A 23,714-nucleotide genomic window follows, 5' to 3' on the forward strand; every position below is an offset into this window, starting at 1 on the left:
ATGACTATTGCCATTACCGACGTCGTCCTGCGTGACGCCCACCAGTCTCTGTTCGCCACCCGCCTGCGCCTTGATGACATGCTGCCGATTGCCGCTCAGCTCGACGACGTGGGCTACGGGTCGCTGGAGTGCTGGGGCGGCGCCACCTTTGACGCCTGTATCCGCTTCCTCGGCGAAGACCCGTGGGTCCGCCTGCGCGAGCTCAAAAAAGCCATGCCCAAAACCCCGCTGCAGATGTTGCTGCGCGGCCAGAACCTGCTCGGCTACCGCCACTACGCCGATGATGTGGTGGAACGCTTCGTTGAGCGGGCGGTGAAAAACGGCATGGACGTGTTCCGCGTCTTCGATGCCATGAACGACCCGCGCAATATGAAAGCCGCACTGCAGGCGGTGCGCAGCCACGGCGCACATGCCCAGGGTACGCTGAGCTATACCACCAGTCCGGCGCACACGTTGCAGACCTGGCTGGATTTAACGGAGCAACTGCTGGAAACCGGCGTCGATTCCATCGCCATCAAGGATATGTCCGGCATTCTCACACCGATGGCGGCGTATGAGCTGGTCAGCGAAATCAAAAAACGCTACGACGTGCGCCTGCATCTGCACTGCCATGCCACCACCGGGATGGCGGAGATGGCCCTGCTGAAGGCTATCGAGGCGGGCGTTGACGGCGTGGACACGGCGATTTCCTCCATGAGCGCCACCTACGGCCACCCGGCCACCGAAGCGCTGGTGGCGACGTTGGCAGGTACTGAGCACGACACCGGGCTGGATATCCTGAAACTGGAAAACATCGCCGCGTACTTCCGCGAGGTGCGCAAAAAGTATCACGCCTTTGAAGGCCAGCTGAAGGGCTACGACAGCCGTATTCTGGTGGCCCAGGTGCCGGGCGGGATGCTGACCAACCTCGAAAGCCAGCTGAAGCAGCAGAACGCGGCGGACAAACTCGACCAGGTGCTGGCGGAAATCCCCCGCGTGCGCGAGGACCTCGGCTTCATCCCGCTGGTGACCCCCACCTCACAGATTGTCGGCACCCAGGCGGTGCTCAACGTCCTGACCGGCGAGCGCTACAAAACCATCGCGAAGGAAACCGCCGGGATACTGAAGGGCGAATACGGCCACACGCCGGTGCCGGTGAACGCGGCACTGCAGGCCCGCGTGCTGGAAGGGGCTGCCCCGGTGACCTGCCGCCCGGCAGACCTGCTGAAGCCGGAGCTGGCTGAACTGGAAGCGGACGTCAGGCGCCAGGCGCAGGAGAAGGGCATCACTCTGGCGGGAAACGCCATCGACGACGTGCTCACCGTGGCGCTGTTCCCGCAAATCGGCCTCAAATTCCTCGAAAACCGCCACAACCCGGCGGCGTTTGAGCCACTGCCGCAGGCGGAAGCCGCGCAGCCGGTGGCAAAAGCAGAGAAGCCTGCCGCTTCCGGTATCTACACCGTGGAAGTGGAAGGCAAAGCCTTTGTGGTGAAGGTCAGCGACGGCGGCGATATCAGCCAGCTCACTGCTGCCACCCCGTCTTCCGCACCGGTTCAGGCTGCCACCCCGGCGGGCGCAGGCACACCGGTCACCGCGCCGCTGGCGGGCAACATCTGGAAGGTGATTGCCGCTGAAGGCCAGACGGTGGCCGAAGGCGATGTGCTGCTGATTCTGGAAGCCATGAAAATGGAAACCGAAATCCGCGCCGCGCAGGCCGGCACCGTCCGCGGTATCGCGGTGAAGTCCGGGGACGCGGTCTCCGTGGGCGACACCCTGATGACGCTGGCGTAACGGAGAACTGAAATGGAAAGTCTGAACGCCCTGCTTCAGGGCATGGGGCTGATGCACCTTGGCGCAGGCCAGGCCATCATGCTGCTGGTCAGCCTGCTGCTGCTGTGGCTGGCGATTGCGAAAAAGTTCGAACCGTTACTGTTGCTGCCGATTGGCTTCGGCGGGCTGCTCTCCAACATCCCGGAAGCGGGCATGGCGCTGACCGCGCTGGAAAGCCTGCTGGCGCATCACGACGCCGGGCAACTGGCGGTGATTGCCGCGAAGCTTAACTGCGCGCCGGACGTGCACGCCATTAAAGAGGCATTAGCGCTGGCGCTGCCGTCGGTGCAGGGCCAGATGGAGAACCTGGCGGTGGACATGGGCTACACGCCGGGGGTGCTGGCGCTGTTCTATAAAGTGGCGATTGGCTCCGGCGTCGCGCCGCTGGTCATCTTTATGGGCGTGGGCGCGATGACCGACTTCGGCCCGCTGCTGGCGAATCCGCGCACCCTGCTGCTGGGGGCGGCGGCGCAGTTCGGCATCTTCGCCACCGTACTGGGGGCGCTGACGCTGAACTACTTCGGCCTGATTGCCTTCACCCTGCCGCAGGCGGCGGCCATCGGCATTATCGGCGGCGCGGACGGCCCGACGGCGATTTATCTGTCGGGCAAACTGGCGCCGGAGCTGCTGGGGGCCATCGCGGTGGCGGCGTACTCGTATATGGCGCTGGTGCCGTTAATCCAGCCGCCGATTATGAAGGCGCTGACCACGGAGACGGAGCGGAAAATCCGCATGGTGCAGCTGCGCACGGTGAGTAAGCGGGAAAAAATCCTCTTTCCGGTGGTGCTGTTACTACTGGTGGCGCTGCTGCTGCCGGACGCCGCGCCGCTGCTGGGGATGTTCTGCTTTGGCAATCTGATGCGTGAAAGCGGCGTGGTGGAGCGTCTGAGCGACACGGTACAGAACGGGCTGATTAATATCGTCACCATCTTCCTCGGGCTGTCGGTGGGCGCGAAGCTGGTCGCGGACAAGTTCCTGCAGCCGCAGACGCTGGGCATTCTGCTGCTGGGGGTGATTGCCTTTGGTATCGGGACGGCGGCCGGGGTGCTGATGGCGAAGCTGATGAACCTGTGCAGTAAGAACAAAATCAACCCGCTTATCGGTTCGGCGGGGGTGTCGGCGGTGCCGATGGCGGCCCGCGTATCGAACAAAGTGGGGCTGGAATCGGACCCGCAGAACTTCCTGCTGATGCACGCGATGGGCCCGAACGTGGCCGGGGTGATTGGCTCGGCCATTGCGGCGGGCGTGATGCTCAAGTACGTGCTGGCGATGTAATAGTGGATGGGATACGCATGTCGTATCCCATTTTCATCCAAATTTTTTCTGAAAGAAAAGTAAGTATGAACTGGTTCAGGTTCCGGTGATGCCGAATGCAAGAAAATACCGTAATTAAATATCTAACTACCAATATGTTTATACGGGAAATTACACACTGGTTTGCCAGACGCTCGTTTCAAAACCGGATATTTCTACTGATCCTGTTTACATCCACCATCGTGATGCTGGCAATCACCTGGTATCTGACCGATATCACGAAAGAACGCCTGCATTATCAGGTGGGCCAACGTGCGCTTATTCAGGCAATGCAAATATCCGCTATGCCAGAATTAGTTGAAGCCGTAGAGGCGCATGATTTGTCACGCATCAAAGCGCTGATTGACCCAATGCGCTCGTTTTCGGATGCGACTTACATTACCGTTGGCAACGAAAAAGGTCAGCGACTGTATCACGTCAACCCGGATGAGATCGGCAAATATATGGAGGGCGGCGATAGCGACGACGCGCTGTATAACGCTAAAAGCTACGTATCGGTGCGCAAAGGTTCATTAGGCTCTTCCCTACGTGGTAAATCCCCGATTCAGGACAGTACCGGTAAAGTCATTGGTATTGTTTCCGTCGGCTATACTCTGGAACAGTTGGATAGCTGGCTTAACTTACAAATCAGCTCGTTGCTGTTCCCGATGGCGTTACTGCTGCTGGTGCTGTTGTACTGCGCCCGCCGCTTCTCGCTGCATATTAAAAAGCAGATGCTTAACATGGAGCCGCAGCAGCTTTCACAACTATTAATTCAGCAAAGCGTGTTGTTTGAGTCGGTATTTGAAGGGTTGATCGCCATTGACTCCCATCACCGTATTACCGCCATTAACCAAACGGCTCGCCGCTTACTGAATCTGAGCCAACCGGAGTCTGAACTCATTGGCTATGCAATCCACCATATCGTGTTGCCGGAGGCCTTCTTTTACGATGCGCCGCAAAAAAACAAAAAAGATGAGATCGTCACCTTTAACCAAATGAAAGTCATCGCCAGTCGCATGGCGGTCATTATTGACAACCAGCCTCAGGGCTGGGTTATTAGCTTTCGCAACAAAGACGATATCAATACACTCAGCCTGCAGTTAAGTCAGGTACGGCAATACGCCGATAACCTGCGCGCCGTGCAGCATGAGCATCGCAACCTTATTTCCACCATTGCCGGACTGCTGTTCCTGAAGCGCTACGATAATGCGCTGGCGCTGATTCAGCAGCAGTCGGAAAGCCACCAGAAAGTACTCGATTTTATTTCCCATAATTTCCGCGACCACCACCTTGCGGGGCTATTAATCGGTAAATATTATCGGGCAAAAGAGCTGGGGCTGGAGCTGATTTTCGATCCTTCAAGCTTTGTTGAACACCTGCCGTCATCGCTCTCGCATAATGAATGGATTTCGATTGTTGGCAATTTATTGGACAACGCCTATAACGCCACCCTGCTCAATAGCGAAGGCTCGCGACAGATTGAGTGCCTGATCAATAGCGAAGGTAATGAAGTCATTATTGAAGTTGCCGATCAGGGATGTGGTATTGACGAAAATATCCGCCAGCATATTTTCGAGCGTGGAGTGACCACCCACAACAACGGCGATCACGGAATTGGATTATGGTTGGTGCACAGCTACGTCAAGCAGGCCAATGGCGACATTATCGTCGATAACAATAATCCTTTTGGCACCATTTTTACCCTCTATATCCCTTTTACCAGAGAAGAATAACATGGATAGCATTACGACACTCATCGTTGAAGACGAACCGATGCTAGCGGAAATCCTGGTGGATACCATCAAGCTTTTTCCCCAGTTTTCAATCATCGGCATCGCAGACAAACTGGAAAGTGCAAAGAAGCAAATACGCCTCTATCAACCACAGTTAATTCTATTGGATAATTTTTTACCCGATGGCAAAGGGATCGATTTAATTCGTCATACCATCAGCGCCAACTACACGGGGCGAATTATTTTCATTACCGCCGACAATCATATGGATACCATCAGCGATGCCTTACGCATGGGCGTATTCGATTATCTGATTAAGCCGGTACATTATCAGCGCCTGCAGCATACCCTGGAGCGGTTCACCCGTTACCGCAGTTCGTTACGTTCCAGTGAGCAGGCAAACCAGACGCACGTTGATGCCTTATTTAATATCCAGGCCAAAGAACAAACCGCAGAACCGAATAGCGGACTGCGGGGAATTGATGAAAACACCTTCAACCGGGTACGACAAATATTCACCGACCCGCAGGCAGTACATACAGCAGACACTCTGGCGCAAATTCTGGGCAGCAGTAAAACCACTGCCCGACGCTATCTGGAACAAGGCGTGAAAAATAACTTTCTCGAAGCGGAGATCAGCTACGGGAAAGTGGGCAGGCCGGAGAGACTCTATCGCGGCAAAGTATGAGATTATGGCGCCAACATGTAATTACGGCGCACAGGCAAACACCTCAGCCACCCACTGACGAAAACCGTCCACATCCAGCGCCAGCGCCACCTGCGCGTTGGCGGGCTGCCCCAGACGCCCTTCAATATCAACGACCGTCGTGCCTGCGGTATATTCCCCCTGCGTTTCTACGGCCACAAAACAGGATTGCAGGGTAAAAAGCTCCGGACGCACCAGCCAGGCGATAGCGCAGAGATCGTGCATCCGGACGCCAGTGCGCATACTACCGCTGCGATAATGGTTGAACAGGCTGTGCAACATCTTACCGGTGCGATTCAGCGCGGGCAGTTTATTCAGAAAATCTGGCGAGAGCATTGCCTGATTTGTAACGTCCAGCCCACACATCACAATCTCCAGACCGCTGCGGAACACCAGCGCCGCGGCCTCCGGATCGACAGCAATGTTAAATTCAGCATTAGGCGTAAAATTGCCGCGCCCTGCGGAACCGCCCATCAACACCAGACGGCGAATGTTACACGCACACTCCGGATAGTGCATCAGTAGCAACGCAATATTGGTCAATGGCCCAATCGCCACTAATGTCATGGGCTCCGGGGCGTTCATCAGCACATCCCGGATAGCGATAAACGCAGGCTTCGCCAACGGTTGGCGCTGATGGTCGACAAAATCATAGCCTTCCATGCCGGACTCGCCGTGGACGTATGCCGCATCGCGTAACGGACGCAGCAGCGGCGTCGCGGCCCCCTGGGCAAGTGGGATATCGCTGTTCCAGAAATGCAGAAGCTGCAACGCATTACGGGTGGTTTTTTCGACCGAAACGTTGCCGGCAACGGTGGTTATTAGTTGCAGATCAAGCTCGGGGGCGAACAGCGCAGCGGCAATCGCAGCCGCGTCATCAATGCCCGGATCGGTATCAAGAATAATGTGTAGGGATGCTGTCATTAACGCTCTCCTGACCTATTGTTTTATATCTTCATACTCAGCGCGACTGATACAGGTATCAGGCACATCGTCATCCGTCACCAGACGCGGACTTAGCTTATCACCTTCGATAAACGGAACTAATGGGCAAAAACGCCCTGGCGATGCTTTGTTTTCCTGCCACTGAATCTCAAGCGATTCGGGCTCAGCGCCGGGTTTTTCTGCCTGAATCACGGTACGAACATTACCGATTAGCCAAAAAGGTTGACACGTCCCATCAAGGCTAAGAGGCGGCGTCAAATGACCATTTTTACGTACTAGCGGATAAATAATACGCCCATCAGCGTAGGAAGGTGTCATGTAGCAGTTATACATTTTGCCTTTACTTATCACAGGCTGAAAGTAGCTTTCACCGCGATCGATCAGTTCAATCGTTTTTCCTTTCCAGCGATACACATTGACGCCATGGCTGCAGCAACCGCCGCGCCAATAGCTGACAATCTGTTTATGTTCAGCATCGATCTCTGGTGAAGTGATTTCCTGATAAGACGCTGGCGCATCAACATAACGCTGTTTGGCGGGGTCATAGAGCCATGTTTGTACTGGAGCATCCGGCCCAGCAAGTAACTCTGTTACAATCGACAGATCCGGGTAGCCATCAAAATTGACATCCCCCCATTGAGGCATAAACGGGCTACAAGTGCCCACCGAGGCGGTATCTAAGGTCTGTATGAGTTTACCATCACGGTATAATTTTATCGCCGAAATGGCCGGCATATTGCCGCAATCAATCTCTTTGGAAGGGTCGTAACCCCCTGCATCATTCGTGTTCGTGACCAGCACAATATCAGGGGAGTTTTTAGGTTTGAGGTAGATAAGGGCAACAGGAAAATGTCGTTTTTTATCTGCGGACGTCCATTCGCCTTTAATCTCACTACTGGAGATTTCCGCATTCCAGTAACCCGAAAGCGCCTTCACGCGTTCTTCAAGATGCACCTCTTTATCCTGGAGTGAGCCGCGTAGAACAATCACTGCCTTGTGCTGATTGCAAGGTTCATAGCAGTAATATCCATTAAGAGAGTTACCAAATCGCGTGATATTAACGTTTACCGGTTTCCCCGCGATAGTCCCGGTATAGTTTCGCTCCCAGGCGGGTAGCTCCAGCACCGTGGCGCTTGCCGCGTCCATCCAAAAGCCGATGGCGAGTAACGTTGGCAATCCATATTTTATTTTGCCCATTTCCCTTATCCCTGTAGGTATTACAACCCAAAAACCAGCAACGATTGTGCTGGTTTTTCAGATGAATAGCAAAAAGGTGGGGCATTAGCACCGGATGACGACTACGCCTTATTCTTCCTGTCGCACATTGAATATCAAAAGAAATTCTTAAGATCTGGTCAACGTAGCGTCATCGGGCAGATTTCTGAATTGTGAAATCTTATTCGACCTCACGAACATCCACACGCAGCTCTTTCGGCACTTCAAAAACAATATTTTCTTCGCGCCCCTCAAGCGTGACGGCTTCACCGCCGCCAAACTCGCGCAGACGCGCAATAACATTCTGCACCAGAATATCCGGCGCGGAAGCGCCTGCGGTGACGCCGACGCAGGCGGCTTCTTTCACCCACGCCTCCTGGATATCCGCCGCATCGTCGATAAGAAACGCGGTTCTTCCCATCCGTTGGGCCAGTTCCGCCAATCGGTTAGAGTTAGAAGAGTTTTTCGAGCCGACCACCAGCACCACGTCAGCCTGCTCCGCCAGCGCCCGCACCGCTTCCTGACGATTAGTAGTGGCATAGCAAATATCGTCTTTGCGCGGGCCGACGATTTTCGGAAAGCGTTTACGCAGCGCATCAATCACATCGGACGTATCGTCCACGGAAAGCGTGGTTTGCGTCATGAAGGAGAGCTTGCCTTCATTTTTGACATTCAGCGTCCAGACGTCCTCTGGCGACTCAACCAGGTACATCCCCCCTTCCGGGTTGCTGTACTGACCCATGGTGCCTTCCACTTCCGGGTGCCCGGCGTGGCCGATGAGAATAGATTCCTCACCGCGACGGCTGGCGCGCGCCACTTCCATATGGACTTTCGTCACCAGCGGGCAGGTGGCGTCAAAAACGGTAAGATCGCGGCTTTTCGCCTCGTTACGCACCGCCTGGGAAACCCCATGAGCGGAGAAAATCAGAATGGCGCCATCCGGCACTTCGCTAATTTGCTCTATAAAGATTGCCCCGCGCTGGCGCAGGCTGTCCACTACATAGCGGTTATGCACGACTTCGTGCCGAACGTAAATTGGCGCGCCGTAAATAGCGAGCGCATTTTCAACAATGCTGATAGCGCGGTCTACCCCGGCGCAAAAACCGCGTGGGTTGGCCAACAGGATCTGCATGTTTATGCCTCCAGCGCCGGATCGATTTCCAGCACTTCAATATCAAAGTGAACGGTATGCCCGGCCAGCGGATGGTTAAAATCAACGGTAATCGAGTCGCCGTTGATTTCGCGAATCACGCCAGGCATTTCGCTGCCATCCATTGCGGTAAAAAGCATAATCGCCCCGACTTCCGGTTCGCCCGCCGCCATAAACTCACGGCGCGAGAAATACTGGATCAAGTCCGGACTGGGGACGCCAAACGCGGCGTCAGGCTCCAGCGAAAACGCTTTCTTTTCCCCTTCTTTCAACCCCAGAAGCTGCTGCTCCAGACCTTCGGAAAGCGAGGTATCGCCAAGACGGAACAGGGCTGGCTTGCCGTTATTGCGGGTAGATTCCGCCGTTGAGCCATCATCCAGTTTCAGGGTGAAGTGAACGAGGATCGCGCTGTTGCTCTGTACGGATTTAGACATGCAAATTGCTCACGTGTTTTGCCCGGAGGCATAAAGAACGATAAAACCGTAGGCCGGATAAGGCGTTTTCACCGCCATCCGGCACCACGTTTGCCTGATGGCGCTGCGCTTATCAGGCCTACAAAACCGGATAAGCGCCACCCGGTATTTACGCTTATGCCTGTTCTTTCGCTGTCGGCTTCGGCAAAAAGCCTTCCAGTACAATCAGCGCCGCGCCGATACAGATCGCGCTATCGGCAAGGTTGAACGTCGCGAAATGCCAGTTGCCGACGTAAAAATCGATCATATCGACAACAAAGCCGTGCCACAGGCGGTCGAACAGGTTACCCAGCGCGCCGCCGATGATTAACGCATAAGCGATGTTATTCAGCTTCTGCGTCGCTTTCGAGCGATACATCATCACCAAAAGAATTACGCAGATCCCTATCGCAATCCCGGCAAAGAACCAGCGCTGCCAGCCGCCGCTATCCGCCAGGAAGCTAAAAGCCGCGCCGTAGTTACGCGCATAATGCAGATTAAGCGACGGAAACAGCCCTACCGTATCCCCCAGCGCGAAATTCTGGAGGATCAGGTATTTGCTGCCCAAATCGATAATCAGCACGACTACTACCAGCCATAGCCAGCGTAGTCCTGTTGAACAGAGTGGTTTACTCATCAGGCAAATTTACGTTGTTCGCCATTACCGGCGATGTTGCTGACACAGCGTCCGCAGATATCTGCATGTTCCGCCACCTTGCCGACATCAGTAGTGTAGTGCCAGCAGCGCGGACACTTATCACCCTCGGCACGCGTTACCACTGCCTGAACTGTCGTATTACCAGCATTGTACTGAATATTTTCATCATCAATACCCCCCGCGTGCTCAGAAATCACGAACTGGGAAGTAATGAAGATAAATCTGACCTCTTCGCCCAACAGTTTCAGCTTCTTGATCGTACCGTTAGCATCGTCAGCATATTTCAGCGTCACTTTTGCTTCCAGGTTCGATTTGATGCCATTGGCTTTCTGATTTTCCAACTCTTTGTTGACCTGGTCCTTGATATAGCGGACATCGTCCCAGAATGCGTCATTAAATTCTTCATTCTCTTCCAGGCCAAACAACCCGTCGTACCATTCGCCGGTGAAGACATATTTTTCACGCTCGCCCGGCAGGTAGCCCCAGATTTCATCAGCCGTGAAGGACATGATCGGCGCCATCCAGCGAACCAGCGCCTCTGCGATATGATACAGCGCAGTCTGGCAGCTACGACGCGCGACGCTATCGGCCTTCGCGGTGTACTGGCGGTCTTTGATGATGTCGAGGTAGAACGAGCCCATTTCAACGGAGCAGAAGCGCATCAGGCGCTGTACCACTTCATGGAAGTCGTAAGCTTCGTATGCCTTCAGAATCTCTTGCTGCGCAGTTTTCGCGCAGCCCACCGCCCACCGGTCCAGCACCACCATCTCTTCCGGTTTGACCATATCGGTGGCCGGATTGAAGCCATTGAGGTTCGCCAGCAGGAAGCGCGCGGTATTACGGATACGGCGATAGCTGTCGGCAGCACGTTTGAGGATCTCGTCAGAGACCGCCATTTCGCCGGTATAGTCAGTAGACGCCACCCACAGACGCAGGATATCCGCGCCCAGTTTATTCATCACATCCTGCGGCGACACGGTGTTACCGATAGACTTGGACATCTTGCGCCCCTGACCATCGACGGTGAAGCCGTGAGTCAGTACCTGGCGGTATGGCGCTTTGCCTTTCATCGCCACGCTAATCATCAGGGAGGACATAAACCAGCCGCGATGCTGGTCAGAGCCTTCCAGATACATATCGGCAGCGTGACCGGCGAATTCCGGACGTGCGTCAACCACGGAGTAACTGGTGGAACCGGAATCAAACCAAACGTCCAACGTATCCGGAACTTTCTCGTATTGATCGGCATCTTCGCCGAGGATCTCTTTCGGGTCGAGATCCCACCACGCCTGGATACCGTCAACTTCGACGCGTTTCGCCACCTCTTCCATCGCCGCCAGAGTACGCTCAATCGGCAGCAGCTCCTGCGTTTCTTTATGCACGAACAGCGACATCGGTACGCCCCAGGTACGCTGACGTGAGATACACCAGTCAGGACGATTAGCGACCATTGATTCAATACGCGCCTGACCCCAGTCCGGGATCCACTGAACGCCTTTGATCTCTTTCAGCGACTGTTGACGAAGCCCTTCTTTATCCATGCTGACGAACCACTGCGGGGTCGCGCGGAAAATGATCGGCGTTTTGTGACGCCAACAGCACGGATAGCTGTGCTGCATTTTTTCGACATGCAGTAGCGCGCCTTTTTCTTTCAGCAGTTCAATAACGATATCGTTCGCTTTGAAGACGTTAACACCGTCAAGCGTTGGATATGTGCCTGGCAGGTAAGCGCCGTCCGGGCCAACCGGGTTAGCGGTTTCCAGGCCATACTTTTGGCCGATCACGTAGTCATCCGGGCCGTGACCAGGGGCGGTATGTACCGCGCCGGTACCGGCGTCCAGGGTGACGTGATCGCCGAGGATCGCCGGCACGTCAAAGCCCATAAACGGATGGGTAAAGCGCAGCAGTTCCAGCTCCGCGCCTTTAACGGTGCCGAGAATGGTGTATTCAGCCGCGCCAATACGCTGCATGACGCTTTCAACCAGATCTTTCGCCAGAATCACCGCCTGGCCGTCAATCTGCACCAGCGCATAATCAAAGTCCGGCGCCAGGGAGATGGCGCGGTTAGCCGGCAGAGTCCACGGCGTGGTGGTCCAGATAACCAGCGACACAGGGCCGCTCACGCCCGGCAGACCAAACTTCGCTTTCACCGCATCCTGATCGACGGCGCGGAACGCCACGTCGATAGACGGTGACGTTTTGTCGTAATATTCAACTTCCGCTTCCGCCAGCGCGGAACGGCAGTCAACGCACCAGTGCACCGGCTTAGCGCCTTTGTGCAGATGACCGTTTTTGATAATTCTGCCCAGCGCGCGGATGATGTTGGCTTCGGTTTTGAAGTCCATGGTCAGGTACGGATGCGACCAGTCGCCCAACACGCCCAGACGAATGAAGTCTTTACGCTGGCCATCAACCTGCGTAGCGGCATATTCGCGGCACTTGGCGCGGAATTCAGCGGCAGTGAATTTCTCGCCCGGCTTACCGAACTCCTGCTCGACTTTCAGCTCGATAGGCAGACCGTGACAGTCCCAGCCCGGCACGTAAGGCGAGTCAAATCCCGACAGTCCTTTGGACTTCACGATAATGTCTTTCAGAATCTTGTTAACTGAGTGACCAATATGAATGCTGCCATTCGCATATGGAGGGCCATCATGCAGAATGAAGGTTTTTTTGCCTTTTTTGGCCGCACGAATGATGCCGTACAGATCATCATCGGTCCAACGCGCCAGCATTCCCGGTTCACGCTTGGCGAGGTCGCCGCGCATCGGGAACCCTGTTTCCGGCAAATTCAGGGTCGATTTATAGTCACTCATCAGATTCTCGGTTCCGTATTTCGGTTTGATAAACACCGTCAGGGTTACACCTGCCCGGCTAGCCCAAAAAACTTGCGGGCCGTTAACTCATCGCGTGCGATTTGCGCTTTTAGCTCATCAAGCGACGCAAATCGCTGCTCATTACGTATCTTTTTACGCAGTATTACATCTATATGGCGACCGTAGAGGTCCATTACAACATCCAACAGATGCACTTCCAGTTGTTGACGCACGCCAGCCACCGTTGGACGAGTGCCAATGTTCGCTACGCCGGGTAACGGCTTATCGCCAAGCCCGGTGACTTCCACCGCATAGACCCCTTTGACCGGGGAGACCTGACGGCGCAGCGGTAAGTTCGCCGTCGGGAAGCCAATGGTACGTCCCAGCTCGTCGCCATGAACGACACGCCCGGAAATAGTAAAGGGATGTCCCAGCAGGCTTTCGGCAAGCGCCAGGTTATCCTCCGCCAGCGCCTGTCTCACTGCGGTACTACTGATACGCACGCCGCCTTCACAAAAGGTTTGGGTGCTGGAAACCGCAAAACCATACTCCGCCCCCGCCTTCTGTAATAACAAGAAATCGCCCGCGCGGCTAGCACCAAAGCGGAAATCATCGCCGACGGCAAGAAATTGCACGCCAAGTCGCTCCACCAGCAGTTCGCTGATAAACGTTTGCGCCGTCAAAGCGGCAAAGCGGCGATCGAATTTCACGCACAGCACATAGTCCACGCCGCACTGCGCAAGGTAATGCAGTTTTTCACGCAGGCGCGTCAGGCGAGCGGGCGCTTTATCCGTCGCGAACAGCTCCAGCGGCTGCGGTTCGAAAATCATGACCACCACCGGCAGACCGCGTCTGCGTCCTTCTTCCTGCAAACCCTGCAGTAGAGCGCGATGCCCCCGATGTACGCCGTCGAAATTACCAATGGTCAGCACACACCCATGCGGGGCCTGACTGAGATTATGTATGCCGCGTATCAGCTTCATGTCTGACTCAAAACAGTGAAAATCGCAAGAGTATACCTTGTACAGCGGTCAAGGTTAACCGACTATTGCCCTGATGAAACATAAAGAAGATGCTTTTCATCGCCATGCGGCAAACTCCGCCCCAAAACCCGCCGCTTAATGCAATTTTTCTCATGGAAAGGCTGTATTCACAGCACGCAAGCTGGTAGAATCCTGCGCCATCACTACGCAACGAGTGCTGCAATTTAAACGGCGCTTATTTGCACAAATCCATTGACAAAAGAAGGCTAAAAGGGCATATTCCTCGGCCTTTGAATTGTCCATATAGAACACATTTGGGAGTTGGACCTTGGCTAATATCAAATCAGCTAAGAAGCGCGCCGTTCAGTCTGAAAAGGCTCGTAAGCACAACGCAAGCCGTCGCTCTATGATGCGTACTTTCATCAAGAAAGTATACGCAGCTATCGAAGCTGGCGACAAAGCTGCTGCACTGAAAGCATTTAACGAAATGCAACCGATCGTGGACCGTCAGGCTGCTAAAGGTCTGATCCACAAAAACAAAGCTGCACGTCATAAAGCTAACCTGACTGCACAGATCAACAAACTGGCTTAATCGCCTGCTTGTTATCAGCTTTGTAGAAAAACCCGCGTAAAGCGGGTTTTTTTATGCCTGCTATCTGCCGTTTTGCTCGACAACCGCTGGCTCTGACCTCACTCGTTCACGCTCTTCCTGACCAGCCTATTTTTTCAGCTACCCCTCCCTTAGTCACGTAATACTTGAAAGTTATTTTCTTTCACTGTTTTCCTTTTCTTATTTCATTACTGAAAAAACTGTGACCACCTTAGCAAATAAAAACATCGCTCATTCAAAAACTAATAAACGCAATCCTGATGTAAGATTTAATAATTGATTGATGCCGTCGGGTTAACTACTTTTCATGTACACCTTACTTACTCATTTTAATCTGAGGTTAAATTCAAAAACGACATAAAAATAATATTCAAAACTTGCTTAGAAAGTAGAGGTTGTTTTTCTGGGCGTATCGTACCAATATCGGAGTTATCATTATGAGTTCTGTCATTGAGGATACCCAGCCTTCCGGGTCAGCATCATTGTCTTTACTACAGCGTATTAGCTACGGCTCTTTGGATGTGGCGGGTAATCTGCTGTACTGCTTCGGTTCAACGTACATTTTATATTTCTACACAGACGTTGCGGGCATTAGCCTTGCCGTAGCAGGCGTTATCCTGCTGCTGGCGCGTATTATCGATGGCATAGACGCCCCCATATGGGGGATCATCATCGATAAAACACGTTCACGCTACGGTAAATGTCGTCCCTGGTTTTTATGGTTACCGCTGCCTTTTGCGGTATTCAGCGCGCTGTCATTTTGGTCTCCTGATATCAGTATGACAGGAAAAGCCATCTATGCAGCAATATCTTATATGATTGCCAGCATTCTATTTACCGGACTTAATACACCACTCAGTGCAATATTACCCCTGATGACCTTATCTCCCAAGGAAAGACTGGTTTTAAATTCCTGGCGAATGACCGGTGGACAAATTGGGGTTTTATTAATGAACGCGACCGCCTTGCCGTTAGTCGCTTTTTTAGGTAACGGTGATGATCACGCTGGTTTTATTTATACGGCAATTACGTTTGCCATTATATCCTGCGCGCTAACGCTCTTTGCGTTTAAAAACATTCGTGAAATGGATACGGATAAAATACAGCATGAACCTAAGTTGCCGATGAAAAAAAGTTTCGCGGCGATGAAAGGTAACTGGCCGTGGATCCTGATGGTGCTGGCTAATCTGATCTTCTGGATTGCCCTACAGCAGCGCAACACGACCATTGTCTATTATCTGACCTACAACCTCGACCGTAAAGATCTGGTACCGCTGATTAACAGTCTGGCGACGATTCAGATCCTGTTTATCATCGCTATCCCCTTCTTTAGCAAATACCTGGCTAAAACCTGGATATGGGTAGGCGGTCTGTTGGTCGCCACGTTTGGCGGCGTCATGATGTGGCTGGCAGCGGACAATATTACTTTCCTCATCGCCGCCTGGATACTCGGCAATATCGGCAGCGGTATCGCCTGCTCAATGCCGTTTGCCATGCTGGGCTTCGCCGTCGATTTCGGCGCCTGGAAGACCGGTATTAAGGCTACCGGCATTCTTATCGCCTTCGGCAGCACCTTCTGCATCAAGATGGGTAGTGGCCTCGGCACCGCTTTCGCCGCCTGGATCATGAACAGTTTTGGCTATGTCCCCAACCATGCCCAGAGTGCTGCGGGTCTGGAGGGCATTATCTGGGCCTTTATCTGGGCACCCGCCCTACTCTTCGCGCTCGCAGCGATCCCACTACTTTTCTTTCGCAAATACGAAGCGATGGAAGAGAAGATTCGCCACGATCTGGAAACCGTCAACTCATAACGTTCTTTACCTTCACCCTCGAATATGGGAGGCACCACCATGCCATTTATGCAACAAGACCCGCGTCGTCTGGTCTGGCAGCAAAACGATCGCTATTTATGGATTGAACCCTGGGGCGAGAACAGCCTGCGCGTACGCAGCGGCCGTCATCTGCCGGTAATGAGAAATGAAGACTGGGCATTGACTGAGCCAGTCGCAGAAAGCCAGTGCCACATTGATTATGAGCACCACCAGGCAACGCTGACCAACGGCAAAATTATCGCTATCGTCAATCAAAAAGGACAGGTTACCTTTTACCGCCATCCACACAAACCCCTGTTGCAGGAGTTCTGGCGCCTGCGGGGCGAAATTGGCGAGGATGAATCATCTCACGGCCAGTACGTCAGCGCACTCAACCTTGAGGGACGCGAGTTCCGCCCTATTCAGGGTGGGAAATATTCACTGAAAGCCCGCTTCGAAGCCACCGAAGGGGAAAAAATTTATGGTATGGGGCAGTATCAACAGGCCAACCTGGATCTCAAAGGATGCGTGCTTGAGCTGGCGCAACGTAACTCCCAGGCCTCAGTACCGTTTATGCTCTCCAGTCTGGGCTACGGATTTTTATGGAACAACCCGGCAGTCGGACGCGTAACCTTTGCCCAAAACGTTACCGAATGGGAAGCGCAGGTCAGCGAACAGTTAGACTACTGGATCACGGCTGGCGATACCCCGGCAGAAATTAGCCGGGCTTACGCGCTGGCTACCGGCACGCCGCCGATGATGCCGGACTACGCCATGGGCTTCTGGCAGTGCAAACTCCGTTATCGTACACAGGAAGAGCTGCTGGAGGTCGCCCGCGAATATAAGCGCCGCAATCTGCCTATCTCAGTGATCGTAATCGACTTCTTTCACTGGCCGAATCAGGGTGACTGGATGTTCGATGCGCGCGACTGGCCCGATCCTGATGCCATGATTGCCGAGCTGAAATCGCTGGGAATTGAACTGATGGTCTCCGTCTGGCCGACGGTGGATAACCGTACCGAAAGCTATCGGGAAATGCGCGAAAACGGCTGGCTGGTACAAACGGAACGTGGCTTGCCGATCAATATGGATTTCCTCGGCAATACCACTTACTTTGATGCGACTCATCCGGGCGCGCGCGACTACGTCTGGGGCAAAGCCAAACGCAACTATTACGATAAAGGCGTGAAGTTATTCTGGTTAGATGAAGCCGAACCTGAGTTCAGCGTTTACGACTACGACAACTATCGCTACCATGCCGGGCCGGTACTGGAAGTGGGCAATATCTACCCACGTATGTACGCTAAAACCTTTTTTGACGGCATGAAAGCCGATGGCGAAGACCAGGTTATCAACCTGCTACGCTGCGCCTGGGCCGGCAGTCAGAAGTTCGGCGCACTGGTCTGGTCAGGTGATATTCACTCCTCGTTTAGATCGCTACGCAACCAGTTTGCCGCCGGACTCAATATGGGAATCGCGGGGATACCGTGGTGGACGACGGATATCGGCGGTTTCCATGGCGGTAATATTCACGACCCGAAATTCCATGAATTGCTGATTCGCTGGTTCCAGTGGGGCGTCTTTAGCCCGGTGATGCGTCTGCACGGCAACCGCGATCCGCAGATTTTACCCGCACAACCATACCGGGATGGTATCGCCCAGTGCCCTACAGGTGCGCCGAACGAGGTCTGGAGCTACGGTGAGGAAGTATGCGAGGTACTGACAGGTTGCCTGGCGTTGCGAGAAAAACTCAAGCCCTATATCAAAGCGCTGATGGAGGAAACCCATAAGCACAATACGCCAGTGATGCGCCCCCTGTTCTTTGAATTCCCCGAACAGGAAACAAGTTGGGCAATCACCGACCAGTATTGTTTTGGTCCTGACCTGCTGATCGCCCCCGTCATGCATGAAGGTATGCGCGAACGTGATGTCTGGCTACCAGAAGGGGAAACATGGACGGATCTTGCGACCGGTGAAAGCTATTCAGGAGGGCAGATGCTGCAGTACGCTACGCCACTGAACAGAATTCCGGTGTTTATCCGCGAAGGTGGGCAGTACCGTAGCCTGCTGAACTTGTAGAATGATTCCGGCTGCGGGTTAATACCGCAGCCGGAAGTATTACGGTAGGTACGTCTACTGTAGTTTAAACAATGCCGAGTAGTCCGCATTGCAAATACGCTGCACCGCCGGATGCTGGATCATTCTCTCGGCAAAAATCGCATGATATTCTTCCATGACATTCTCCACACGCCCAATCTCTATTACCGACTCATCGGCATAAAAATCCAGCGAATAAAGGCTCGGCGCCACAAAAATCGCATCGTGCGTCGCGCCAAACGCCTTCATTAAGGCCGCGTCATCAAATTCACCGAGGATCTCAACCTGCAACCCCTGTGAATTAAACCAGTTCAACAACTTACGCCCCAGCATTGAGCGCCGTCCCGGCACCAGCAACCGTCGCTCTTCCAGGCAGGCAGGGAACGCTTTTTCAGGAAGCGGATTCGTACACCAGAAACTGACGCTACATTCGCCGATTTTGACTGAGAATAGCCCCTCCTGCTGCGTGGAATCTATCGGGCAGTCGGAGATAATCATATCCAGCTTGTGCTGGCTGAGCTGTTCGAGCAACATTTCGTGCGTGGACTCGAAGCAACGCAGATGTATGGGTTCGTCTACCACCACCGCCGCATCCAGAACGCTGCTGACCAGACGCTTGGATAAAGCATCGGCGACGCCGACATCAAACAACAGGTTTGATTCTTTGCGGTAATTGACGATATCCAGCATCTCCTGGCTTAGCGTAAACATTTTGTCCGCATAGCGAAAAACCAGCTCGCCCAGTTCGCTGGGTTCAAGACCGCGTCCCTTACGTTTAAATAGCTTCCCCTGTAAACGCTCTTCCAGGGCTTTAATTTGACCAGTAATGGTTTGCGGCGTCAGAAAAAGCGCCTCTGCGGCACCCACGACAGAACCTTCTTTATAGACATGCCAGAAGTAATAAAGATGGTTGTAGTTAATATGAGACATGCTCATTCCTCTCCCTGTTCAATGTCGCAAGGGAGCGATACATCGCTCCCCCTTTCCTTCGTACTGATTATGCCGGCGCGTTCAAACGCGCGCGCAACCAGCTATACCCCACCACTGCGGAGAGCAATGAACCAATCAAAATGCCCAATTTCGCCCAGTTAATAAGTTCCGGATCGACATTGCCAAATGCCAGGCTGGCGATAAAGATGGACATCGTAAAGCCAATGCCACACAAAATGCCGACCGCCATGATTTGCTGATAAGTGGTCCCTTGCGGCAGATGCGCCAGCTTGAAACGCAGCGCCAGCCAGCAAAACAGGCTAATCCCCAGCGGCTTACCAATCAGCAGACCGGCAATAATTCCCAACGGCAGCATGGAGGTCAGACCGTCAATTGTGACGCCCTGAAGAGAAACGCCGGCATTTGCAAAAGCGAAGAGCGGCAGGATCAGGTACGCGACCCACGGGTGCAGAACATGCTCCAGACGCTTGGCCGGCGAGCGACCGTGTTTTTCTTTCAGCGGAATAAAGAAGCCGACAATGACGCCTGCCAGCGTCGCGTGAACGCCGGACTTCAGTACCGCCGTCCACAGCACTGCCCCGACCAGAATATATACCCCTGTCCGTCTGACGCCGCACAGGTTCAGCAGCGCCAGCACGGCAATCGCGAACGCCGCCACGCCCAGCGAGACGATAGAAAGATCGCTGGTATAAAACAGTGCGATAATAACGATGGCGCCGAGATCATCGATGATCGCCAGCGCCATCAGGAAAATTTTCAGCGCCAGCGGAACCCGACTGCCCAACAGCGCCAGCACGCCCAGCGCAAAGGCGATATCCGTCGCGGCAGGAATAGCCCAGCCCTCGCGAGTGACCGGATCGGAGTAGTTAAAGGCCAGATAGAGCAATGCCGGTACAATCATCCCGCCAATGGCGGCAATCACCGGAAAAGCGGCCTGGCGCAGACTGGCTAACGAGCCTTGCATCAGTTCGCGCTTAACTTCCAGGCCAATCAACAGGAAAAACACGGCCATCAGCGCATCGTTGATCCACAGCAGCATGTTTTTGTTGATTTCAAGCGCCCCAACCCGTAGCTGAACCGGCGTCTCCAGAAAATCATGATACCATCCACTGGTCGCGCCCATATTGGCCATCAGCATAGCCAGCGCAGCGGCGATGATGAGAATGATGCCCCCAGAGGCATCGCTGCTAAAAAATCGGTGCAGATGTTTCACTTTTTATTCTCTCAATCAGGTGAATTCTTCGAATCTACTATCTTACCTCGCCTGACTCATCGTTAAAATTAGATTATATATGATGAATAGCTCGTTTTTTACGAAATGAAGTCCGACTTACGCCGGACCTTTTTAGTGCAGTCAGTCATTGATGATAGACCGCTACGCGTACAGATCCATTTTATACACCCGGAAACTGGTAATATCGTAGCGATAGCCTTCCCCGTTCGTTTCCGCGTTTTTGTAGTAACCTGACGTCATGGTCGCTTCAAAAAGCACGGTTTTCTCCGTAGGCGCAATCTCCTGTAAAATTAGCAGCCCCATCGCCTCGCTGCCCGCCTGCGGATCGATAATATCGCTCTCGCCAGGCTGGCAAGAGATGGCGCGGCCATTTTCATCAAACGTGCAGTCGGCAAAATGCACCACAATATTGCCATTCTGTTGGATCGCTTTCGCGCTAACGCAGCTACTGTAGCCACGCGCGCCCAGCTCCTTGCCGTATTCAAATGGCCGCATAACGGTCATCTCATTCATATTCACCACGAAATGGACAATGCGGCTGTAGTTATCCGGCGGTAACAGGCTTTTGCTGTCATCACGTGAACGGTAATTACCGTTATCAAATACCATAAACTCCACCATGCCCGGCGTATTATTGGCGATTTCAACGACGTTATGCTGGCCCCACGTCCAAAAGTCACGGTCAGCCGCGTCGATATCCTCCTGTTTGCTAAAGTCGTAAAGCGCCACACCTTCACTGTCGACCGGGGTTAAAAGATAAGGCTGATAAGCGTCGTCCCAGTCTTCATGCGTTGACAAAATAAAGCGTAGCGCTTGCGTTTGTAGATCGACGCCAAACACCGCGCTCTGATGACGCCCGGACGCAATTAACAACTGATTCGTCTCATTCACGTAGCTCTGGTTTATGTGCAGCCAGTCTTTAACCGTCGGGTCTTCTCCCGGCGCCGTACCTGAAGGACGGGAAACCCGCGTCGTATCCAGCACCTTCGCCATATCGTAGTAAGCGGTCTCCAGCCCGGTAGTCAGATCGACAACCGATACGCCGTCTTCATTGGTTTTCAAATCGTCGGGCCGACCCGAGGTATATTCAGAGGGCGCAACAATGGTATTGCTATCCCACGGCCAGATAGAATGGTGAAATTGATTATCGAGATTATAGAATGTGTGAAGACGCCCCATCATGTCGAACTCATACATATCCAGATAGGTATTTTTCGCTTCTGAAGTAGTGAGGAAATGGCCATTATCAATTCGAACAAAATTATAAGACGGATAATCCTGAGTAACGTACCAGCGCACCAGACCATTCTGATCTAATGCGTAATTATAGCGATCGAAATGCGTAATAAAATAAAACCCTGGCGCCATCTTGTCCGCATCGGTAGCAGGTTGCGTCACGTTGATAATCGGAAAACCTAATACGACTTCCGCGGAATCTACCGGCGGTAGCGGCTGTGTGGTGAGCGTATAGACGGCAAGTGGCGTATCTGCCTGAGAAAAGACAATACGGTTTTCAGTATCCGCTACCAGCCCCAGAACCGGCAACAGATTTGCGCCTGGCGTAAGGGTGTAAAGATGTTCTACCGGCATCGCCGTTTTTGCCGCATCCTGGACCGTGACCATGATCTCAGCCGGTTCCAGACTCCAGACGCCGGCATAGGCGCTTAAAGGCGCCGTGCCGTAAGGGTCTAACAACATCAGCGCATTTTCTACCGTATTCTCTTGCGTGACCTGCGCAAGGCAATTTTCATAAATAGCGGTATGGTTAAGCACCATTTCATTATTGATATCGATACCCTGATTAATCGCCGGACGCGGCGCAGGAAGGACAACAGACGTTGCAGTCAACGTATTCATGATAAATCTCCAGTGTATTAATCTCATCGCCCCTCATGGGGACCACGAAAATTAATACTCTGGATTTTTAAGCCGTCCGAATAAAATACCGCAACAACACCTCATCACACTTTTTATTTTAGCAATTCAGTTACGTGAAGCGTTATATTCAAATTTTAGGTAATCCAGTACGGCAACAACATTGCCAGGAGACATCCGGTTAAGATGCGGCAGGAAGGGATGGTTGTGAACATAGCGAATAAACGCCGTCGCGCTATTTAACGTCGCATGGCGTAACAAACTCACCTTTTTATTTCCTGTGAGATTACATACCGCCATCGCATAATCCCGTGTGGAAAATGTACGCCAGACGTTGTTGCGAATTCCGCCGCTCAAAAACAACCGCGGAGGGAGATCGCGTTTGGGCGGCGTAACGCCTCTTTCACGCACAAACGAAATATGGCAGCGACCCTGACGAAGATAGCTAAAATTCGCCATCATACAGCCGCCCAGAATGAAGCATTCGTGATCGAGATAATGCTGGACATTCAGGGAGCGCTCATCCGTCAACGCCTGAACCAACTCAAAATGTCGATAAGCAGGTAATACGGGTTTTACTAACATCCCCGGATCGTTTTTATATAAAATGGCGGGGCCGTAATCCACATCAAATAATACATTACGGCGCATGGTCATCGCCTCTTTTCGCTGCACCAGATGCGCCAGCGTGCCGGACGGGAGTCGTTCTTCGTAATCAGAATGATATTGATAATCCGCTTCCACCGGTTGTGCAGAGTAATTCGTTGAGATCGCGACGACCTTACCGCTCTCTTCTTCCGCCGTCACCAACACGTATAAGCTGCTGTCGCCGCCGTTAAATTTCACACGAAACGCCCGCGTGCTCATAGCGATGTCAAACGCGGGAAACACAAAATCGCGTTCCGCTTGATTAGCGCGACGGGACAGTTTTTGTAATTCGCGGCTAAAACCCGTGCTGTCTATCGCCAGCGCCGCGCGTATTTCAACTAGCGACGCTCCTTCGCCAATCAACGTGGCAAGGTTCTCTTGTCTGGCGTCGCTTCTGATAGCGGTATAGGAGATGAACGTTTTATTACACTGGCGGCAATACATACGCCGTTCACCTTTAGTGGAAAATCCATATTTTTTCAGCGACGTCCCGCCACAATGCGGACAGGACTTCACCAGACCTTTCCAGGGTTGATTCGCCGCCTGGCGAAAAAGATTAAGCGATCTGGCTGAGATAATGGGGAACAAAAAACCGCACGCTCGACAGAGAACATTTTTCCCTTGCGGTAGATAGTCTGGACTCCCCAGAATCCCCAGATTTTTGCAGCCTGGCGTTTTGCAAGCATCGACATTAATGTGAGAAAACATATTCACTCCCTGCGAATACT

At 53.2% G+C, this 23,714-nt stretch carries 19 protein-coding genes; 7 read left to right on the plus strand and 12 right to left on the minus strand.

The window, feature by feature from the left end; translation table 11 throughout:
* The 4 genes from oadA (at window position 1) to citB (ending at window position 5,526) form a co-directional block, all read left to right on the plus strand.
* Window positions 1–1,770 carry a sodium-extruding oxaloacetate decarboxylase subunit alpha gene (gene oadA / locus NA330_RS08825; RefSeq protein WP_075995149.1) on the plus strand — a complete coding sequence of 590 codons (1,770 nt, stop codon included), beginning with the start codon at window positions 1–3 and terminating at the stop codon, window positions 1,768–1,770.
* A 12-nt stretch (window positions 1,771–1,782) separates the two neighbouring features.
* Complete coding sequence (locus tag NA330_RS08830) at window positions 1,783–3,084, plus strand: oxalacetate decarboxylase subunit beta (protein ID WP_023202944.1); 1,302 nt, start codon at window positions 1,783–1,785, stop codon at window positions 3,082–3,084.
* Between the two features lie 134 nt (window positions 3,085–3,218).
* Window positions 3,219–4,838: a citrate sensor histidine kinase CitA gene (gene citA, locus NA330_RS08835; protein ID WP_023166950.1), complete on the plus strand. Its 1,620-nt coding sequence runs from the start codon at window positions 3,219–3,221 to the stop codon at window positions 4,836–4,838.
* A gap of 1 nt (window position 4,839) precedes the next feature.
* The gene (gene citB, locus NA330_RS08840) at window positions 4,840–5,526 is read left to right on the plus strand and encodes a citrate response regulator transcription factor CitB (RefSeq protein ID WP_001647576.1); all 687 of its coding nucleotides are present in this window, start codon (window positions 4,840–4,842) and stop codon (window positions 5,524–5,526) included.
* A 21-nt stretch (window positions 5,527–5,547) separates the two neighbouring features.
* Here the strand turns inward: citB and rihC are convergent, their stop codons facing one another.
* The 8 genes from rihC to NA330_RS08880 all read right to left on the minus strand — a co-directional run bounded on the left by rihC (window position 5,548) and on the right by NA330_RS08880 (window position 13,983).
* Window positions 5,548–6,468: a ribonucleoside hydrolase RihC gene (gene rihC, locus NA330_RS08845; RefSeq protein ID WP_023242367.1), complete on the minus strand. Its 921-nt coding sequence runs from the start codon at window positions 6,466–6,468 to the stop codon at window positions 5,548–5,550.
* A gap of 15 nt (window positions 6,469–6,483) precedes the next feature.
* Window positions 6,484–7,686 (minus strand): XAC2610-related protein, encoded by a 1,203-nt coding sequence (locus NA330_RS08850; RefSeq protein WP_023242368.1) that lies wholly within the window; start codon window positions 7,684–7,686, stop codon window positions 6,484–6,486.
* A gap of 199 nt (window positions 7,687–7,885) precedes the next feature.
* Window positions 7,886–8,836 carry a 4-hydroxy-3-methylbut-2-enyl diphosphate reductase gene (gene ispH / locus NA330_RS08855; protein WP_001166428.1) on the minus strand — a complete coding sequence of 317 codons (951 nt, stop codon included), beginning with the start codon at window positions 8,834–8,836 and terminating at the stop codon, window positions 7,886–7,888.
* 2 nt (window positions 8,837–8,838) lie between these two features.
* Window positions 8,839–9,288: an FKBP-type peptidyl-prolyl cis-trans isomerase gene (gene fkpB / locus NA330_RS08860; protein ID WP_000047269.1), complete on the minus strand. Its 450-nt coding sequence runs from the start codon at window positions 9,286–9,288 to the stop codon at window positions 8,839–8,841.
* 154 nt (window positions 9,289–9,442) lie between these two features.
* The gene (gene lspA, locus NA330_RS08865; RefSeq protein ID WP_000042739.1) at window positions 9,443–9,943 is read right to left on the minus strand and encodes a signal peptidase II; all 501 of its coding nucleotides are present in this window, start codon (window positions 9,941–9,943) and stop codon (window positions 9,443–9,445) included.
* Window positions 9,943–12,777, minus strand: coding sequence for an isoleucine--tRNA ligase (ileS, locus tag NA330_RS08870; RefSeq protein WP_052894898.1), 2,835 nt, complete (start codon window positions 12,775–12,777; stop codon window positions 9,943–9,945). The genes lspA and ileS overlap by 1 nt, the downstream gene beginning before the upstream one ends.
* 44 nt (window positions 12,778–12,821) lie before the next feature.
* Window positions 12,822–13,760, minus strand: a complete 939-nt coding sequence (gene ribF / locus NA330_RS08875; RefSeq protein WP_000767311.1) for a bifunctional riboflavin kinase/FAD synthetase — start codon at window positions 13,758–13,760, stop codon at window positions 12,822–12,824.
* Window positions 13,761–13,767: 7 nt separating this feature from the next.
* A complete protein-coding gene (locus NA330_RS08880) occupies window positions 13,768–13,983 on the minus strand; it encodes a DUF2575 family protein (RefSeq protein ID WP_001726890.1) in 216 nt (71 codons plus the stop codon).
* Between the two features lie 105 nt (window positions 13,984–14,088).
* On the opposite strand from NA330_RS08880, the gene rpsT reads away from it, so the two are divergent.
* From rpsT to NA330_RS08895, 3 genes are all read left to right on the plus strand, one after another.
* On the plus strand, window positions 14,089–14,352 hold the full coding sequence (gene rpsT, locus NA330_RS08885) for a 30S ribosomal protein S20 (protein ID WP_001518655.1): 264 nt from the start codon (window positions 14,089–14,091) through the stop codon (window positions 14,350–14,352).
* 455 nt (window positions 14,353–14,807) lie between these two features.
* On the plus strand, window positions 14,808–16,181 hold the full coding sequence (locus NA330_RS08890) for an MFS transporter (RefSeq protein WP_000099989.1): 1,374 nt from the start codon (window positions 14,808–14,810) through the stop codon (window positions 16,179–16,181).
* A 39-nt stretch (window positions 16,182–16,220) separates the two neighbouring features.
* Complete coding sequence (locus NA330_RS08895) at window positions 16,221–18,260, plus strand: glycoside hydrolase family 31 protein (protein ID WP_023242370.1); 2,040 nt, start codon at window positions 16,221–16,223, stop codon at window positions 18,258–18,260.
* Between the two features lie 54 nt (window positions 18,261–18,314).
* On the opposite strand, the gene nhaR is transcribed toward NA330_RS08895, so the two are convergent.
* From nhaR to NA330_RS08915, 4 genes are all read right to left on the minus strand, one after another.
* On the minus strand, window positions 18,315–19,214 hold the full coding sequence (gene nhaR, locus NA330_RS08900) for a transcriptional activator NhaR (RefSeq protein WP_000062872.1): 900 nt from the start codon (window positions 19,212–19,214) through the stop codon (window positions 18,315–18,317).
* A gap of 61 nt (window positions 19,215–19,275) precedes the next feature.
* The gene (gene nhaA, locus NA330_RS08905; protein WP_000681340.1) at window positions 19,276–20,442 is read right to left on the minus strand and encodes a Na+/H+ antiporter NhaA; all 1,167 of its coding nucleotides are present in this window, start codon (window positions 20,440–20,442) and stop codon (window positions 19,276–19,278) included.
* A gap of 162 nt (window positions 20,443–20,604) precedes the next feature.
* A complete protein-coding gene (locus tag NA330_RS08910) occupies window positions 20,605–22,320 on the minus strand; it encodes an aryl-sulfate sulfotransferase (protein ID WP_023242371.1) in 1,716 nt (571 codons plus the stop codon).
* A gap of 126 nt (window positions 22,321–22,446) precedes the next feature.
* Window positions 22,447–23,700 carry an IS1/IS1595 family N-terminal zinc-binding domain-containing protein gene (locus NA330_RS08915; RefSeq protein WP_001055834.1) on the minus strand — a complete coding sequence of 418 codons (1,254 nt, stop codon included), beginning with the start codon at window positions 23,698–23,700 and terminating at the stop codon, window positions 22,447–22,449.
* Window positions 23,701–23,714: the final 14 nt, after the last annotated feature.

It is taken from the genome of Salmonella sp. NW722 (assembly GCF_051702785.1).
GTDB classification, from domain to species: Bacteria; Pseudomonadota; Gammaproteobacteria; order Enterobacterales; family Enterobacteriaceae; genus Salmonella; species Salmonella enterica.

Coding starts and splice junctions, on each gene's coding strand:
- oadA (WP_075995149.1), top strand. CDS start 1: ATGACTATTGCCATTACCGACGTCGTCCTGCGTGACGCCCACCAGTCT.
- NA330_RS08830 (WP_023202944.1), top strand. CDS start 1,783: ATGGAAAGTCTGAACGCCCTGCTTCAGGGCATGGGGCTGATGCACCTT.
- citA (WP_023166950.1), top strand. CDS start 3,219: ATGTTTATACGGGAAATTACACACTGGTTTGCCAGACGCTCGTTTCAA.
- citB (WP_001647576.1), top strand. CDS start 4,840: ATGGATAGCATTACGACACTCATCGTTGAAGACGAACCGATGCTAGCG.
- rihC (WP_023242367.1), bottom strand. CDS start 6,468: ATGACAGCATCCCTACACATTATTCTTGATACCGATCCGGGCATTGAT.
- NA330_RS08850 (WP_023242368.1), bottom strand. CDS start 7,686: ATGGGCAAAATAAAATATGGATTGCCAACGTTACTCGCCATCGGCTTT.
- ispH (WP_001166428.1), bottom strand. CDS start 8,836: ATGCAGATCCTGTTGGCCAACCCACGCGGTTTTTGCGCCGGGGTAGAC.
- fkpB (WP_000047269.1), bottom strand. CDS start 9,288: ATGTCTAAATCCGTACAGAGCAACAGCGCGATCCTCGTTCACTTCACC.
- lspA (WP_000042739.1), bottom strand. CDS start 9,943: ATGAGTAAACCACTCTGTTCAACAGGACTACGCTGGCTATGGCTGGTA.
- ileS (WP_052894898.1), bottom strand. CDS start 12,777: ATGAGTGACTATAAATCGACCCTGAATTTGCCGGAAACAGGGTTCCCG.
- ribF (WP_000767311.1), bottom strand. CDS start 13,760: ATGAAGCTGATACGCGGCATACATAATCTCAGTCAGGCCCCGCATGGG.
- NA330_RS08890 (WP_000099989.1), top strand. CDS start 14,808: ATGAGTTCTGTCATTGAGGATACCCAGCCTTCCGGGTCAGCATCATTG.
- NA330_RS08895 (WP_023242370.1), top strand. CDS start 16,221: ATGCCATTTATGCAACAAGACCCGCGTCGTCTGGTCTGGCAGCAAAAC.
- nhaR (WP_000062872.1), bottom strand. CDS start 19,214: ATGAGCATGTCTCATATTAACTACAACCATCTTTATTACTTCTGGCAT.
- NA330_RS08910 (WP_023242371.1), bottom strand. CDS start 22,320: ATGAATACGTTGACTGCAACGTCTGTTGTCCTTCCTGCGCCGCGTCCG.